Annotated in this window: 15 protein-coding genes; 11 read left to right on the forward strand and 4 right to left on the reverse strand. The window is 69.5% G+C overall.

The window, feature by feature from the left end:
* Nucleotides 1-189: 189 nt before the first annotated feature.
* Nucleotides 190-1,761 (forward strand): SurA N-terminal domain-containing protein, encoded by a 1,572-nt coding sequence (locus HR086_RS34250; protein WP_174461902.1) that lies wholly within the window; start codon nucleotides 190-192, stop codon nucleotides 1,759-1,761.
* Nucleotides 1,762-1,846: 85 nt separating this feature from the next.
* Here the strand turns inward: HR086_RS34250 and HR086_RS34255 are convergent, their stop codons facing one another.
* Complete coding sequence (locus tag HR086_RS34255; protein ID WP_174454959.1) at nucleotides 1,847-2,944, reverse strand: diguanylate cyclase; 1,098 nt, start codon at nucleotides 2,942-2,944, stop codon at nucleotides 1,847-1,849.
* 58 nt (nucleotides 2,945-3,002) lie between these two features.
* Here HR086_RS34255 and HR086_RS34260 point away from each other — a divergent pair, with 58 nt between their 5' ends.
* Together HR086_RS34260 and HR086_RS34265 are read left to right on the forward strand one after the other, a co-directional pair.
* Nucleotides 3,003-3,596 carry a nucleoside triphosphate pyrophosphatase gene (locus HR086_RS34260; protein WP_174454958.1) on the forward strand — a complete coding sequence of 198 codons (594 nt, stop codon included), beginning with the start codon at nucleotides 3,003-3,005 and terminating at the stop codon, nucleotides 3,594-3,596.
* A 2-nt stretch (nucleotides 3,597-3,598) separates the two neighbouring features.
* Complete coding sequence (locus HR086_RS34265) at nucleotides 3,599-4,270, forward strand: YggS family pyridoxal phosphate-dependent enzyme (RefSeq protein WP_174454957.1); 672 nt, start codon at nucleotides 3,599-3,601, stop codon at nucleotides 4,268-4,270.
* Nucleotides 4,271-4,301: 31 nt separating this feature from the next.
* Here HR086_RS34265 and HR086_RS34270 read toward each other — a convergent pair whose 3' ends face one another.
* Nucleotides 4,302-4,511, reverse strand: coding sequence for a hypothetical protein (locus tag HR086_RS34270; RefSeq protein ID WP_174454956.1), 210 nt, complete (start codon nucleotides 4,509-4,511; stop codon nucleotides 4,302-4,304).
* 322 nt (nucleotides 4,512-4,833) lie between these two features.
* Here HR086_RS34270 and HR086_RS34275 point away from each other — a divergent pair, with 322 nt between their 5' ends.
* The 6 genes from HR086_RS34275 (at nucleotide 4,834) to HR086_RS34300 (ending at nucleotide 12,400) form a co-directional block, all read left to right on the forward strand.
* Entirely contained in the window at nucleotides 4,834-5,640 is an 807-nt protein-coding gene (locus tag HR086_RS34275) for a DUF3108 domain-containing protein (RefSeq protein WP_174454955.1), read from the forward strand.
* Nucleotides 5,641-5,665: 25 nt separating this feature from the next.
* The gene (locus HR086_RS34280) at nucleotides 5,666-7,357 is read left to right on the forward strand and encodes a DUF4091 domain-containing protein (protein ID WP_174454954.1); all 1,692 of its coding nucleotides are present in this window, start codon (nucleotides 5,666-5,668) and stop codon (nucleotides 7,355-7,357) included.
* A 21-nt stretch (nucleotides 7,358-7,378) separates the two neighbouring features.
* The gene (locus HR086_RS34285) at nucleotides 7,379-8,296 is read left to right on the forward strand and encodes a DUF3108 domain-containing protein (protein ID WP_141647672.1); all 918 of its coding nucleotides are present in this window, start codon (nucleotides 7,379-7,381) and stop codon (nucleotides 8,294-8,296) included.
* A gap of 254 nt (nucleotides 8,297-8,550) precedes the next feature.
* Nucleotides 8,551-9,888: a hypothetical protein gene (locus HR086_RS34290; RefSeq protein ID WP_373564392.1), complete on the forward strand. Its 1,338-nt coding sequence runs from the start codon at nucleotides 8,551-8,553 to the stop codon at nucleotides 9,886-9,888.
* A gap of 48 nt (nucleotides 9,889-9,936) precedes the next feature.
* Complete coding sequence (locus HR086_RS34295; RefSeq protein WP_174467742.1) at nucleotides 9,937-11,034, forward strand: imelysin family protein; 1,098 nt, start codon at nucleotides 9,937-9,939, stop codon at nucleotides 11,032-11,034.
* A gap of 28 nt (nucleotides 11,035-11,062) precedes the next feature.
* Nucleotides 11,063-12,400, forward strand: a complete 1,338-nt coding sequence (locus tag HR086_RS34300) for a di-heme oxidoredictase family protein (RefSeq protein WP_174467743.1) — start codon at nucleotides 11,063-11,065, stop codon at nucleotides 12,398-12,400.
* A 35-nt stretch (nucleotides 12,401-12,435) separates the two neighbouring features.
* Here HR086_RS34300 and HR086_RS34305 read toward each other — a convergent pair whose 3' ends face one another.
* Nucleotides 12,436-13,329: a LysR family transcriptional regulator gene (locus HR086_RS34305; protein WP_174454950.1), complete on the reverse strand. Its 894-nt coding sequence runs from the start codon at nucleotides 13,327-13,329 to the stop codon at nucleotides 12,436-12,438.
* Between the two features lie 111 nt (nucleotides 13,330-13,440).
* Here HR086_RS34305 and HR086_RS34310 point away from each other — a divergent pair, with 111 nt between their 5' ends.
* Together HR086_RS34310 and HR086_RS34315 are read left to right on the forward strand one after the other, a co-directional pair.
* The gene (locus tag HR086_RS34310) at nucleotides 13,441-14,331 is read left to right on the forward strand and encodes an SDR family oxidoreductase (RefSeq protein ID WP_174467744.1); all 891 of its coding nucleotides are present in this window, start codon (nucleotides 13,441-13,443) and stop codon (nucleotides 14,329-14,331) included.
* 69 nt (nucleotides 14,332-14,400) lie between these two features.
* Nucleotides 14,401-14,763 (forward strand): hypothetical protein, encoded by a 363-nt coding sequence (locus HR086_RS34315; RefSeq protein ID WP_174454948.1) that lies wholly within the window; start codon nucleotides 14,401-14,403, stop codon nucleotides 14,761-14,763.
* A 133-nt stretch (nucleotides 14,764-14,896) separates the two neighbouring features.
* Here the strand turns inward: HR086_RS34315 and HR086_RS34320 are convergent.
* Nucleotides 14,897-16,098: hypothetical protein (locus HR086_RS34320; protein ID WP_217442060.1), on the reverse strand; the 1,202-nt coding region annotated here is incomplete at its 5' end.

Genomic DNA, 16,098 nt, shown 5'->3' on the forward strand with positions numbered 1-16,098 from the left:
GCGGAGGGTGGGGGTCCGGCTAAACTCTCTAAATCGCTTGCATTTTCCGGTGCAGTGTCCTAGGCAGTCAAGGCCCTGTGACGGGGGTGGCCGCAGGTCAACCACCCTTCGGCCGGGCTACCAACAACACCGCGTCGCGAGTCCTTCCGCACGACTTTTCTCGGCGCGTTTGCTCTCGAAGTGACGACAATGGACGGTCTGAACCCCCGGAAGGTCTTTTCCCTGCTGTTCATCATCGGCATCGCGGTGGTGTTCACGCTTTCGTTCGGGCCGGGCAGCTCCGGCTTCGGCTCCACGGGTCCCGCCACCACGGCGCCGGGCTCGGTGGCCAAGGTGAACGGCAAGGAAATCCCGCTGCGCGACTTCGCCACGGCCTGGGCCCGGCAGATGAGCTTCCTGCGATCGCAGGGCAGCCCCATCCCCGAGTCCGTGGCCCGGCAATTCGGCATGCACAACCAGGTGATGGACAGGTTGGTGAACACGGAGCTCCTGGCCCAGGCGGCCGAGCAGCGTGGCATCACCCCGTCCGACGAGGAGCTGCGCAAGCTCATCCACCAGAACACGGACTTTCACGCCAAGGAGGGCGGGTTCGACTTCTCGCGCTACCAGCAAGTACTGCGCGACTTCTACCGGAAGACGCCCCAGGAGTTCGAGACCGAGCTGCGCCGCCAGCTGGCCGCGCAGAAGATGATCGAGGTCGTCCGCGCCAACGCGGTCGTCTCCGATGACGAGGTCCGGGCCCGCTACGAGAAGGACGGCAACCAGGCCAAGGTCGTCTTCGCGCGCTTCCTGCCCACCATGTTCGCGGACAAGGTGACGGCGCCCACGCCCGCGCAGCTGGCGGACTGGAAGAAGGCGCACGAGAAGGAGATCAAGGACTACTACGAGGCCAACCGCTTCGTGTACCAGCAGCCCGAGCGTATCCGCGCCCGTCAGGTGCTGGTGAAGCTGCCCCCGGAGGCCACCGCCGAGCAGAAGGCGGAGGCGCTCAAGAAGGCGGAGGCGCTCAAGAAGGAGATCGACGGCGGCAAGGACTTCGCCACGGTCGCCCGCGAGAGCAGCGAAGACCCGGGCAGCAAGGCGCGCGGCGGCGACCTGGGCTGGGTGGAGCGCGGCAGCTGGGAGCCGGCGCTGGCGGACGCGGCCTTCGCGCTCACCGCGGGCGGCGTCACGCAGCCGGTGGAGACGAAGTTCGGCGTGCACCTCGTGAAGGTCGAGGAGAAGCAGCCGGCGCAGGACAAGAAGCTGGAGGAGGTCCAGGACGAGATCGCCACCACGCTCTACAAGCAGGAGCGCGCCAAGGAGCTGGCGAAGACGGAGGCCGAGAAGGCGCTGGCCACCGTGCAGGGCGGCAAGACGCTGAAGGAGCTGTTCCCGCCGGAGAAGGAGCAGCCCGCGCTCTTGCGCTTCGAGACGGAGACGCGTCCGGAGGCCGTGGAGACGGACAGCTTCACCGCCGAGGGTGAGGCCGTGCCGCACCTGGGCCCCGCGCCCGCGCTGGTGAAGGCGGCCTTCGCGGCCACCAGTCCCCAGGTGCTGGGTGAGACGTTCCCCGTGGGCGAGGGCTTCGTCGTGGCGCAAGTGGTGGAGCGCCAGAAGCCGGACGCCGTGGGCTTCGAGGCGAAGAAGGACACCCTGCGTGCCCAGGCCCAGCAGGCCAAGCAGATTGAAGTGACGGAGTCCTTCCTCAAGGCACTGAAGAAGAACGGCAACGTCGTGACGAACACCGAGGCCATCGACTCGGTGGTGGGCGCCGGGTAGTCGTCGTCCCGCACGACGCAGTCCCACGAGGGCCGGGCCGAGGGTGTTCCCCTCCCCGGCCCTCGGCCTTTGCGGGCCAGGTGCTTCAGCGCGCCGGGAAATCGGAGCCGTTGCCGCTGCCTGTATCCGGCCCCCCGGGCTCGGCGACACAGATGGCGTCCCGGCCCCGGGCCTTGGCCCCATACATGGCGAAGTCCGCCGAGCGGATGAGCTCCAACGCGGAGGTGGCGTGATCCGGGAACGTGGCCACGCCCACGCTGGCGGTGACGCGCACGTCCAGGCCGTGCTCCTGGAGGAAGGAGCGCCCGCGAAACGCCTCGCACACGCGCTGGGCAATCTGGGCCGCGCCGTCCTGGTCCGTCTCCACCAGGAGGATGGCGAACTCGTCGCCGCCGTAGCGGAAGACGGCGTCCAGGCCGTTGCGCCCCAGGGACATGAGCAGGTCGCCCACCTCCTTCAGCGTGGCGCTGCCCATCAGGTGCCCGTGCCGGTCGTTGACGCTCTTGAAGTGGTCCAGGTCCAGGAAGACGAGCGACAGCGGATGCCGGAAGCGCGCGGAGCGCTTCACCTCCGTGTCGAGCAGCGCGCGCAGGTGCCGGGCGTTGTAGCAGCCGGTGTGCTCGTCGGTGATGGTGAGCTCCTGCACCCGGCGGAAGTTGCGCGCGTTCTCGATCGCGATGGCCGCGTAGTCCGCGATGGCCGTGAGGGTGGTGAGGTCGTCGTTGGAGAACGGCGGGTCCGTGGGGCCGTTGACCAGTTCGATGACGCCCAGCACGTGGCCTCGGGACAAGAGGGGCACGGCGAGGATGGAGCGGGTGTGGAAGGCGGAGGCCTCGTCGAAGCGGGGCGAGAAGCTGGGGTCGCCGCCCACGTCGTGGACCAGCCGGGCCACGCCCGAGGAGAAGACGGCGCCGGCGATGCCCTCGCCGGGGTTGAGTTGCAGGCCCTTGAGGACGCCCGCTCCCTCGCCCACGGCGATTTCGAAGTAGAGCTTTCCGGTGCGCTCATCCTGGAGGATGAGGGACCAGTTGCGGGGCAGCAGCAGGCTGCTGACCTTCTGCATGACGAGCGCGAGCACCTCGCGCAGCTCCAGCGTGGACGTCAACGCCTTCGCCATCTCGTTGAAGGCGGCCAGTTGTTCCACTGTCCGCTTCATGGCCGACAGGAGGTCCGCGGGATTCATCCGTAGAGTCCACTCCGAGGCGCAAGTCTGCTAAGGACGCGACGCCTGGAGCCGTAACATGCACACGCACGCTGATCAAACGTTGCTCGTCCTGGCCTCCGGTTCTCCCCGCCGCAGGGACTTCCTGTCGCAACTGGGTCTCACTTTTACCGTCTCCGCGGCGGACATCGACGAGACACCCCGCCCTGGCGAGGAGGCAGGCCCCTACGTCCTCCGGCTGGCCCGCGAGAAGGCCGCCGTCGTGGCCGCCCGCTCCCCAGGCGCCTGGGTGCTGGCCGCGGACACCACCGTGGCCCTGGGCTCGGAGCTCCTGGGCAAGCCCCAGGACCCGGCCGAGGCCCGCGCCATGCTCGGCCGACTGTCCGGCAGGACGCATGACGTCCACACCGGTGTCGCGCTCGCGGGCCGCCACGAGGAGGCGCTCGTCGTGCGCACCCGCGTCACGTTCCGGGAACTGAGCGCAGCGGAGATCGCCTGGTACGTCGGCACCGGAGAGCCCGTGGACCGGGCGGGCGCCTACGCCATCCAGGGCAAGGGCGGCTTCCTCGTCGCCACCGTGGACGGAAGCCCCACCAACGTCGTCGGACTCCCCCTGGGGGAAACGCTCGCGCTGCTCGAGCGCGCCGGCGTGCCCCTGGCCTGGAAGCGATGACCATGGGCTCTGACGTCGCGGAGCGGCTGGCGTCGGTGCGAGCGCGGGTGACCTCCGCGTGTGCTCGCGCGGGGCGCCCCGTGGAGTCGGTGACGCTGGTGGCGGTCTCCAAGCTGAAGCCCGCGGCGCTGATCCGCGAGGCCTACGCCGCGGGCCAGCGCGACTTCGGGGAGAACTACGCGCAGGAGCTGCGGGACAAGGCCGTGGAGCTGGCGGACCTGGAGGGGCTGCGCTGGCACGCGATTGGCCCCCTGCAGACCAACAAGGTGAAGTACGTGGCGAAGGTGGCCAGCACCTTCCACGCCCTGGAGCGGCTGGAAGTGGCGCGCGAGCTGTCCAAGCGGCGCGAGGGCCTGGCTCCCCTGCCCTGCTACGTCGAGGTCAACGTGGGCGGCGAGGCCACCAAGTCCGGCCTGGAGCCCTCGGCGCTGCCCGACTTCCTGGCGCAGGTGCGCGAGCTGCCCGGGCTGCGGCTGGTGGGACTGATGTCCCTGCCCCCGCCCACCGACGACGAGGCCCGCGCGCGCGGCTACTTCCAGGCGCTGCACGAGCTCGGGCAACGCCACGCGCTGACCGAGTTGTCCATGGGCACCACGCACGACTTCGAGCTGGCCATCGAGGCGGGCGCGACGCTGGTGCGCGTGGGCACCGCCATCTTCGGCGAGCGGACCTGAGACGACCGAGCTGGCTCGCTGGCGGGCCGCCTCAGATCTCCTTGAACTTCATGCGGCCTTCCGCGCCGATGCGAACGCTGTATTCGCACCCGCAGTAGTTGCAGCGCAGCTCGTCACCGTCCCCGAAGCCGTCAGGCACGGGGTTGTTGGCGTCGCAGCCCGGGCAGTCGAACTCCTTGTTCTTCCCCACCGGGGCCGATTCCTTGTGGTCGTCATCGTCGAAGTCGTAGTTGCCGGCCATGTTCCCGTGCCTCCGTGGCAAGGCGCCGCCTACCTGTAGGCGCCAGTTCGGAAGGCTAGCAGCGGTGTCGGCCGGTGGACATGGCCGGCTTGCTGGAGGGCGGCCGGGCCTGGGCCGCGAAGAGGCGCCCGGGGGCCCTCGCGTGCGAGACTGCGTCCCCGCTCGGCCCTTGCGTCGCCCCCACGGCCAGGGAACGAGCGTCCGTTGAATGCCCGGGGGACGGGCACGTCCATGGAAATGTGGAGTGGCGGGAATGGTTCGGGGGCAGGGCCTGGCAGGTAGCAGGCAGGCTACTTAACTTCCTAGCGATGGAGCTCAACCGATGCGTGCGCAGTCCAATTGGGGGTTCGCGGCGATGCTGGCGGGCCTGGTCTGGTCAGCATCGGCCGTGGCCCAGGAGCCTTCCGCGAACCCGGCGTTCGGCCCCGGTGAGCAGGCGCAGTATCGCGTGAAGTACCTCGGTGTGACCGCGGGCACCGCGCAGGTGACGGTGGGCTCTCCCATGAAGCAGTGGGGCGAGGACGTGTGGCCCATCGTCGCGGTGGCGCGCTCCGACGCGCTCATCGGCGTGTGGCCCATCAAGGACAAGTTCGTGTCGTACTGGAAGGCCAGCACCCAGCGCGTCGTCGGCAGTGACCTGCACGCGGACGAGAACGGCAAGCGCCGCCGGCAGCGCATCAAGATGCAGCCGGATGGCAAGAGCGTCTTCGTCGTCAAACAGAAGGAAGGCGAGTCGCCGCGCGAGTCCACCGCCGAGGTCGTCGAAGGGACGCTGGACGTGACGGGCGCCACCTTCGCGCTGCGCAACCAGGAGCTGGCGGTGGGCGGTGAGTACGCCTACCCCGTGTTCACCGGCAGCAAGAGCTTCACCATGCGCGCCAAGGTGGAGTCGCGCGAGACGATGAAGACGGAGCTGGGCACCCTGGAGGTGTTCAAGACGCGGGTGCAGGCGGAGTTCGGCGGCAGCCTGACGTCGAAGCGGGACATGTTCGTCTACCTCACCACGGACGCGCGTCACGTGCCGGTGCGGGTGGAGGCTGAGTTCGCGCTGGGCATGGTGGTGGCGGAAATCACCGACTACCAGCCCGGGCGCACCATGACGGTGGCGAGTGCCGAGAGCGGTGGGTAGCACCGCTGGAGAGTGAAGGGGGCGGATGGGCGCGGGCTGGGCGTGGGTGGTGATGGCGGCGGTGGCCGCTACACCGGAGCCAATGGTGGTCTCGGCCCTGGTCAAGGTGCGGCCCGGTGCCGCGCTCCAGGGGCGGCCCCAGGCACGCCTGAGCGTCGCGCGCGGCGAGTGCGAAGGCGTGCAGGTGGTGCTCCCCGGCACGGCCCGGCAGCTCCAGGTGACGCCCCTGTTCCTCGGAGGCCCCGGGGAAGCGCTGCCCGCGGCCCTCTGGCGCGAGGGCTACCTCCCGGTCCACCTCGCGTCCAACAGCCAGGGCGCCCAGGGAGCCTGGCCGGATCCGCTGCTGCCGCTGAGCGCCCCCGTCCCCGACGGAGACCCGGACCTGCCCACCGTCCTCTACGTGGAGGTGTGCGCGCCGGAGGGCCAGTCTCCGGGCACCTACCGGGGCACGCTGAGGGCACGCTTCAACAAGGTGGAGCGCGTCGCGGTGCCCTTCACGGTGGAGGTGCAGCCCTTCGTGCTGCCAGCGACGTCCTCGCTGCCCACCAGCTTCGGCATCTCCCTCTACAGCATCGCCCGGGGACACGGCCTGAACCCGGACTCACCGGAGGCGCGCGCGCTGCTGCGCGCGTACGCACGCGTCCTGCTGGAGCACCGCGTGAGCGCGCACGGCATGAGCATGACGCCGCCCCCGGTGCGCTTCGAGGACGGCAAGGCCCTCCTGGACTGGAGCGCCTACGACGCGGAGATGGGGCCCTTCCTCGAAGGGACCCTGCTGGACTCCGGCGCCCGCTTCACCACCGCTGACCTGCGCGACAACAAGCAGGCCGTCACCGAGGAAGAGAAGGTGGCGTACTACCGCGCCTTCGCCGAGCACTTCCAGACGAAGGGCTGGCCCGCGCAGCTCTTCTTCTACACCAAGGACGAGCCGAAGCCGGAGGACGTGCCTCTGGTGCTTGCACAGTCGCGCCGGGTGCGCGCCGCCGGTGGAAGCCGGGTGCTCATCACCAGCCCGTTCGACGCCACGCTCGCGCCCGCCGCGGACATCCTCGCGCCCACGCTCAACTGCTTCTATCCCCGCTCGGGCCCCGCCACCTGTCGCGCCGTGCACGAACTCGCGGAGCTGCGCGCGAAGCTGCCCGAGGCCACCCAGGTGTGGTGGTATCAGAGTTGCAATTCGCATGGTTGCAACGGCGGCCCCGCTCCGGACTCCGCGCGGGAGCGTGCCTACAGCGGCTGGGCCTCGTACATGGTGGACCACCCCGCCCCGCTCAACCGGGCCATGGGCCCGCTGGCGTTCGCGAGTGGCGTGGATGGCGAGCTCTATTTCGACACCGTCTTTGCCTACAACACGAAGGAGGACCCCTGGACGGACCTCCTCGAGTTCGGCGGCAACGGCGACGGCACCCTCTTCTATCCGGGCACGCCCAGACACCTGGGAGATTCCGGACACCACCCGGTGCAGTCGCTGCGGCTCAAACACCTGCGAGACGGCCTGGAGGACTACGAGTACCTCCGTCTCCTCTCCGAGCTGGGAGACCAGGCGTTCGCCCGAGACGCGGCACGTCACCTGGTCCGGTCGGGTTGGGACATCAGCCGGGATGCGCGAGAATGGACCCAGGTCCGCCAGCTCGTGACTGCCCGGCTCCGGCAGCGATGGTCGACGTCCGAATTTGCGAAGCGTCCGGGCCGTCACACGCCCCAGAGCACCCCGTAGTCCCTTGTGGAAGGAAGATGGATGAGCTCCCTGCGCACCCTCCTCGCGGCCTGGCTGATGCTGTCCTCCGGCGGCACCGCCTGGGCTCAGCTCCCGGACACGGAGGCCGACAAGCCCGAAGCCGACAAACCCGCTGAAGCCAGCGCGGCGGCGACACCCGAAGAGCCCCCCATCACCGTGGAACCGTGCGCGCAGGCGCTGCCCGCGCTGCGCATGCCGTTGGCCTTCATGCCCGGCGAGGTGCTCGAGTTCGACCTGGACGCCATGGGCGCGCAAGCGGGCAAGATGACCCTGCGAGTCCAGAAGCAGCAGGACGGGCAGATCCCCGTGCTGGCCGAGGCGCAGACCAACTCCTTCTTCTCCAAGGTCCGCCGCGTCCGGGGCAGCGCCACCACGTGGCTCCACCCGAAAACACTGCGCCCCAAGCGCTACGTGGAGGACGCCACGGAGAACGAGATGCGCCGCAAGGTGGAGGTCGCGTTCACCCACAAGGACCGCGCCATCAAGGTGGACTACCAGATCGGCCAGCGCGCCAAGGGCCAGTACAACTACACCTACGACAAGGATGGCCTCGACGTGGCGGGCTCCATCTACCTGCTGCGTCAGCTCCCCCTGGAGGAGAACATGTCCGTCTGCTTCGACGTGTACGGCGTGCGCCGGCTGTGGCGCATGCAGGGACAAGTCCTCAAGAAGGAGCAGGTGACGACGCCCCTGGGCCAGTTCACCGCGTGGCACCTGCAGGGCACCGCGGTTCGGTTGGACCGCCCCAAGCAGAAGCGCGAAGTGCACGTGTGGCTCTCCGACGATGCACGCCGTCTGCCCCTGGCCGCCGTGGGCACCCTGGACCTGGGCGCCGTGCGCGCCACCCTCACCTCCGTCAGCCGTCCCGGCGAGAAGCGCCAGGAAGCCGGCCCCGGCAAGGAAGAGATGAAGTGGTGACGAGGGGCTGAAGTCCCCTCTGGAGAGGCCCGGTGCGCGGTATTCCGGGCCTTTCTTGCTGAACACAATTTGATTCTGGTTTGCAAAATCAAAATCGCGAGCGTAGGGTGCGCGCCGCTCCGATGCGCCCACGCTCTTGCTTCGTCCGTTCATCCCTGCTGCTCTGTTCCACGCTGGTGTTCTCCGGCACGGTTGCCCGAGCCGAAGCTCCGGCCGGTCCCCAGGCGCCCCCAGCCCCTCAAGCCGAGCCCGCCGTGGAGCCGCCTTCGGCGCCCCAGGTGGAGCCCGCGCCTTCGGCTCCGACCATCGCCGAGCCCGCGCAGCCCGCTCCGGTTCCCGCCGCGACGCCCGCGACGCCCCCGTTGGGGCCCACGCGTCCCAAGATCGACGTCTACGTCACGGCGTACGGTGAGTTGCAGTTCGCCTACTTCAACTACGGGCTGGACCAGAACCGGGCGGGTGGCGCGCAGCGCGACTCGCGCATCGAGTTCGACACCAACCGCTTCGTGATTGAAGTGAAGGGCGGCCTGCCCGACTACGGTCTCGAGGCCGAGGTCGAAGTCGAATTCGAGCACGGCGGCACCGGCTCCGCGATGGAGCTGGAGTACGAGGAGTTCGGCGAGTTCGACCAGGAGCTGGACAAGGGCGGCGAAATCCTCGTCGAGGAGATGTTCCTCTCGAAGAAGCTGGGGGCCAACGCCGCGCTCGCGGTGGGCCGCTTCTACGTGGCGGTGGGCACGCTGAGTGAGTTCTCGCGGCCCACCGACTACCTGGGCACCAACCGCGACGAGGCGGAGACGAGCATCATCCCCAACACGTGGGACGAGATGGGCGTGCGCCTGCGCTACAAGTTCCCCTGGGGGCTGCGGCTCACGGGCCAGTTGGTGAACGGCCTGGACTCCACCGGCTTCAGCTCACAGCTCTGGTCGGCGGGCGGACACCAGCGCCGCTTCGAGGTGCAGCGGGCCACGGACATGGCGCTCGTCGTCCGGGCGGACGTCACTCACTTCGACGGGTTCACCTTCGGCGTGTCCGCCTATCACGGCGACACCACGCGCAACCGTCCCAAGGCGGACCTGGTGAAGAGCTGCGAGGAGGCGAACCCCAGGGAAGTGGCGCCGTGCGGCTACGTGTCGGCTCCGCTGACGCTGCTCGACGCGCACCTGTCCGTGCGCAAGGGCCCGTGGAGCGCGAAGGCCCTGGTGATGTACGGCCACCTGAAGAACGCGGAGCTCGTCTCCCAGCGCAACGCGCGCCTGTCCAACCTGCTGGGAGTGATACGCACGCCGGTGTCCGACAACGCGTTGGCCGTGTGGGGCGAGCTTGGCTACGACATCGCGAGCGTGGTGGGGCTGAGCGACTCGCACCACCTCTTCCCGTTCGTCCGTTACGACTACGCGGACACGCAGTTCAAGCCGCGCGAGGAGCTGTACGACAACCCGCGCTTCCGCCGCTCCGTCTACACCGTGGGCCTGTCCTACAACCTGATGAACGTGGCGTTCGCGAAGCTCGACTTCGGGCACCGCCGCCTGGGCTCCTCCGCCTTCCGGCCGGAGAACACCCTGCGCTTCGCCACCGGCTTCAACTACTGACGTCGGCCCAGGTGCCTGCGTCCACCAACCCCCAACGAAAGGTCAGTCATGAAGCGTATGTCCCTGCCCCTCCGCCTGGCGCTCGCGCCGGCGCTCCTGTTCAGCGCGCTGTTCCTCGGTGCCTGCGGCGACGACTCCGACAACCCCACCGACGACTCCAAGGTCACCCAGGAACTCGTCGTCACGTTCGCGGACAAGGTCGTGGTGCCGACCTACGCGCGGCTGGCCACGCGGCTCACCGAGTTGGATGCGGCCTGTGTCTCGCTGGCGGCGGCGCCCACGGCGGACAAGCTGGCGGCGGCCAAGGCGGCGTGGCGCGCGGCGCGCATTCCCTGGGAGCAGAGCGAGGGCTTCCTGTTCGGTCCCGTGGACAGCTTCGGCTATGACCCGGCGCTGGACAGCTGGCCGGTCAGCCACACCGAGTTGGAGGCCGTGCTGGCCAACAACGACGCCCTCACGCAGCAGTACGTGAGCAACCTCAAGAACGAGCAGAAGGGCTTCCACACGCTGGAGTACATCATCTTCGGCAATGGCGGCACCAAGACGGTGGGCCAGCTCACGGCCCGAGAGTTCGAGTACCTCAAGGCCCTGTCCGCGGAGCTCAAGGCCGTGGGCCAGATTCTGCACGGCCGGTGGGTCCAGTCGGTGGAAGGCAACGCGCCGTTCCGTGACACGCTGGCGACCGCGGGCCAGTCGGGCAACTCCGCGTACCCGTCCGTGCAGGCCGCCGCGCAGGAGATGGTGGGCGGCATCACCACCATCCTGGACGAGGTCGCCAACGGGAAGATCGCCGAGCCGTACGACACCCGCGAGCCGGACGTGGTGGAGAGCCAGTTCGCGTACAACTCGCTGGAGGACTTCACCAACAACATCCGCAGCGTGGAGAACGCCTACCTGGGCCACCTGCCGGGTGAGACGAAGACGGGCAGCTCCCTGCGCGACGTGGTGGGCGTGGACAGCACGCTCGACGTCAAGATCCGCCAGCAGATCGCCGGGTCCATCAGCGCCCTGGCCGCCATCGCCGAGCCGTTCCGCGAGTCCATCACCAACGAGACGGAGCGCCCCAAGATCGTGGCGGCGCAGGAAGCCATCCGCACCCTGCACGACACCTTCCAGGGCGAAGTGCTGCCCCTGGTGACGAAGTAACGTAGGGTGACAAGCGAAGGTGAACGCCATGCGACGTGCCGTGATGATGGGGGCCTTGCTGTTGTGGACCGCTGGCTGCGGAGAGGAGGCACCCCAGGTGCCTTTCGCTCCGCCGAGGGCGGGCGGGGCCACCACCGTCGACAATCGCACGTCGCTGGCGTTCGCCCAGCCCGCCGCCAATCTGCGACCTGAGTATGACCGGCTGCACCGGGACGGCGACGCGGCCTTCGAGGCCATCTTCGTCCCGGCGCCTTCGCGTGTGAACCCAGGGCTCGGGCCGACGTACAACAACGTCTCATGCAACGGCTGTCATCTGCGCAACGGGCGCGGCATGCCGGTGATGGGGCCGACCGCCCAGCGCACCCAGCTCCTCGTGCGCGTGAGCCTTCCCGAGGGCGTGCCCGAGCATCCATACGGCGCGGTGCCGGTCCCTGGCCTGGGGTTGCAGGTGAGGGACCAGGCCGTCTATGGCGCCATGCCACCCGCCGCACTCACGCTTTCATGGGTGGAGAGCACCGGGCAGTACGCGGACGGCACGCCGTACTCGCTGCGCTCGCCGCGCGTGAACATCGCACCGTCGGATGGCTCCGCGTTGCCCGCGAACATGTTGATGTCGCTGCGGCTTCCTCCTCCCGTGTTCGGGCTGGGGTTGCTGGAAGCCCTGCCGCTCGAGACGCTGCGCGCCCTGGAGGACCCTGATGACCGGGACGGCGATGGCATCTCCGGGCGGATGAACGAGGTCTGGGACGCGGCGCTGCACACGCTCGTGCCCGGGCGCTTCGGGTGGAAGGCGAACAGCCCTCATCTGCTGCAGCAGTCCGCCGAGGCGTACTTCAACGACATGGGCATCAGCAGCCCCCTCTTCCCGGAGCCCGACGGGACGCATGAACTCACGCCCGAACTCCTGGAGGCCGCCGTCTTCTATTCGCAGTCGCTCGGCGTTCCCGCGCGCACGGCGCTGGAAGACCCGGTGGTCCAGCGCGGCGAGAAGCTGTTCCGCTCACTGGGCTGCGAATCCTGCCACCGCGAGACGCTCGAAACGGGCGCGTCCGCTTACGAGGAACTCGCCTTTCAGAGCATCCATCCGTACACGGACATGCTGCTGCACGACATGGGACCGGAGCTCGCGGATGGCAGGCCGGATGGCGCGGCCACCGGCACCGAGTGGCGCACGCCCGCGCTGTGGGGCCTCGGGTTGACGCACACGGTGCTGCCCTACTCCGGGTTCCTGCATGACGGTCGCGCCCGGACGATAGAAGAAGCGGTGCTGTGGCACGGGGGCGAGGCCCTCGCCGCCCGTGATGGCTTCCGCGCGCTCTCCAGCGACGACCGCGCCGCGCTGATGAAGTTCCTCGGCTCGCTCTGACAGCGAGGGGGCGCGGGACGGCACCGCACTCCGGCTCAGGGTGGAAACGGGCGCTGCTTCAGCGTCTCCAGGAGGAAATCGCGGAAGGCGGCCACCTTCCGTGGCATGTGCCGCTCCGCCGTGGAGACGAACCACACGCTCCCTCCGGGCATGCTCCATTTCGGGAGCACCGGGACGAGCCGCCCCTCCGCGACCTCGGGCTCCGCGAGCATCGACGGCAGGAAGCCGATGCCCGCGCCCAGGCGCAGCGTCTCCCGCATGAAGAACATGTCATCGCACCGGATGGAGCCCGACTGAGGGACGCGCATCGTCTCCCCGGGTCCCACCAGCGAGAAGGGCTTCACGCTCCGGAAGGAGACCCACGTGTGACTGGTCAGCTCGCGAGGATGGCGCGGAGTGCCGCGGCGCGCCAGGTACGCGGGTGAGCCGTAGAGGCGCAGCGAGAAGGGCCCCAGCCGGCGGGCACGCAGGGAGGAGTCCTTGAGCGTGTTGGAGGACAGCCGGAGGGCGGCGTCGAAGCCCTCGGCCACCAGGTCCACCACGCGGTTGTCCAGGTGCAGGTCCACCTTCACCGCTGGGTAGCGCGCCACGAAGCGGGTGATGATCTCCGCCAGCACGGTGGTGCCCCAGTCCACCACCGCCGTCAGCCGAAGCTCGCCCGAGGGCTCGTCCTCCAACTCCGGCAGCTCCCCCACCGACTTGCGCAGCGAGGCGAGCATGGGAGACACGCGCTCATACAGCGCCTGGCCCGCGGTGCTGAGCGCCACCCGACGCGTCGTTCGATGGATGAGCTGCACGCCCAGCGAGGACTCCAGACTGGAGATGCCTCGACTCACGGATGACTTCGGCATGCCCAGCTTCTTCGCGGCGGTGGAGAAGCTGGCCCCTTCGGCGACAGCGACGAAGAGCGCGAGCTGGTTGAGGTCCATTGTTCCCTCCATGGAACAGTATGCTCCACGAGGAGGCATTGTGCAGCAGGGAGTCCGGGGATTAACCCAAGGGCCGAAGCTCACGTCACCCCGCTGCTCCGGAGAGTCCCCATGTCCGCCACCCTGCTCGTCACCGGCGCGTCCGGCCACCTTGGCCGTCGCGTCGTCGAGTTGCTCCTGGAGTCCCACAAGGGCTCGCTCATCGTCACCACCCGGGAGCCGTCGAAGCTCTCGGACTTCTCGGCGCGCGGTGTCGTCGTGCGCAAGGCGGACTTCGATGACGCGAAGTCGCTCGACACCGCGTTCGCGGGCGCGGAGCGGCTGTTGCTCATCAGCACGGACTCGCTCGACGTCCCCGGACGCCGCATCACCCAGCACCAAAATGCCTTGGACGCGGCGCTCCGCGTCGGTGTCCGGCACATCGTCTACACGTCCCTCACCCGCCCCGAGCCAGACTCGCCCATCGCCCTCGCGAAGGACCACTGGGCGACGGAGCAGGCGCTGGCGAAGAGCGGGCTGGGCTACACGGTGCTGCGCAACAACATCTACGCGGACATGCTGCTGCACAGCCTGCCGCAGGCCATCGCCACGGGACAACTCGTGGCCGCCACCGGCACGGGCTCGACAGCGTTCATCGCCCGCGAGGACTGCGCTCGCATCGCAGTGGCCGCGCTGATGTCCACCTTCGAGGGCAAGCGCACGCTGGAAGTGACGGGCCCGTCGGCGGTGAGTCACGCGGAGCTGGCGCGACTGGCGAGCGAGCTGTCCGGCCGTCCCGTGCAGTTCGTTCCGGTGGATGCCACGAGCCTCAAGGCGGGCATGGTGGCGCACGGGTTGCCCGCGCCGCTGGCGGAGGCCTATGCCTCGTTCGACGTGGCGGTGGCCGAGGGACGCATGGGCGAAGCGACGGGAAGTGTCGCGGAGCTCACGGGCAAGGCTCCCACCAGCGTGGCGAGCTTCCTGACGAGCCATCGCGAGACGTTGAAGGCCGCCGGGCGCTGAGGCCCTACGCACCGGGGACGCGAGGGCGGGAAAATTGACGGGGTGCTACGGGCCTGTAGCGTCGAGGCCATGCCCCCTCTCGCCCTCGCCGCCCCCGTGCTGTCGCGCCAGGCCGACCCGGTCCGAGTGGCCACCGAGCGCCTGGCTCGGACCCTGCCCTCTCGCACCGACGCAACCGTGCTCGTCGATATGCTCGAGGATGACTTGCGGGAAGGCCTGGATGCGCTCGGCGACGTGGAGGCCCACTTCTCGGACCTGCTGAGCACGCTGCGCACCGCGCCCCTGACACCGGTGAACCTGGTGAACGCGGGGGATGATCCGCGCATCATCGAGCGGCTCGACTATCTCCAGCACCTGGTCCTCCAGCTTCGCAAGCGCCTGTCCCAGGCCGCCGCGATGGCGCGACAGACGCCCCCTTCGCGCGTCCGCTGAACGACGCGCGCCCGTCCTCGACGCTGTCGGGTGGGCGCGACGACCCACGCCCGCGCGCCAATCGCTCCGCGCGAAACGCGCCCAGAGCCGCTGAATCCACGGCCCTGGCCCGCTGGCGTGTCGCCAGGCGCCCTCAGTTCGCGGGCGTACCCGCCGGTGCCGCCGCGGGCGCTCCGGTCGAGCCCACGCCTGTCGCGGGCGCGGCATTGGCCGGTGCCGGCGTTGCGGGCAGCCCCGTGGCCGGCGCCGCGTTCAGTGGCGTGGGCGACCCCAGCAGCGGGGGCGCCGACGCGGCATTGAGCGGCGTGGGGGCCCCCAACAGCGCGGTGGGCGGCGTCGCCGAGTCCGCGTTCAGCGGCGGCGCGGTGCCGATGATGCCCGGGCTCACCTGCGCCGTCCCGGAGAACGCATCGAAGCTGGGCGCGGTCAGCGACGGCACGGAGAACGAGCCCGTGGTCGACAGGTTCGCCGGAGTCCCGAAGGCGCTCACCGTGGAATTCCCCCCCGGGGCCGTCGTGCCCGAAATCACCGTCTGGTCCCCTGCGAACGACGGGCCCAGCACGGGCGTCCCCGGCAGCACCTGCGAAGTGTTCACCGGTGGATTCGGCGTGCTCGTGATGGGGGAGACGCCGCTCGTCACCTCGGGTTCCCGAGGCGCCACGAGGACGTTCGCCCCGGTGCCCAGCGTGGCACCGCCTTCCGTCACCACCTGGCCATCACTCCCGCCCACGAGCACCCGCGTGCTTCCTCCAGGAATGACCACCGACGGCTCCTGCCCCGCCGCCGCGGACGTCGCCAGCCCACTGCCGCCGGTCCCCGTCTGCTGTACCGGCGCGGGCGGAAGCGGGGGCGGCACACCGGGATAGACCCCCGCCGGCACGGGCGTCAGCAGATACGGGTCTCCCGTCACATGGCCCGTGTTCTCCACCACCGCCACCGAGCGCACGGACACCCCATCCACCTGGATGGCCACGTCCTCGAAGATGAACTGGAGGAACCCTCGCGGCTCCGCCTCCGGAGGCAGGTTCCACACCAGCACCACGAGCTCCGCGTCACCCACGCGCGCCTGACGCAGCATCCGGTGCGTGTCGTCGTCCGCGAATGCCCCCGCATCCAACGCCCCGACGTGGACGAAGGCCGTGTCCGTCAGCAGCCGCCCGTTGCGCCACACGCTGCCCACGCCCCACACCGCCACCGCGGCATGCGTGCGGGTCATCGCTGACCACCCCAGGCCACTGTTGCCGTAGAGCGGCACGTTCAGCAACACGCCGCCGGCCACGGTATGCGGCGGGGGTGGAGGGAGCGGCCGGGAAGGCGCCTGTGCAAGGGCCTGGG

It is taken from the genome of Myxococcus sp. CA039A (assembly GCF_013336645.1).
Lineage (GTDB): Bacteria > Myxococcota > Myxococcia > Myxococcales > Myxococcaceae > Myxococcus > Myxococcus llanfairpwllgwyngyllgogerychwyrndrobwllllantysiliogogogochensis.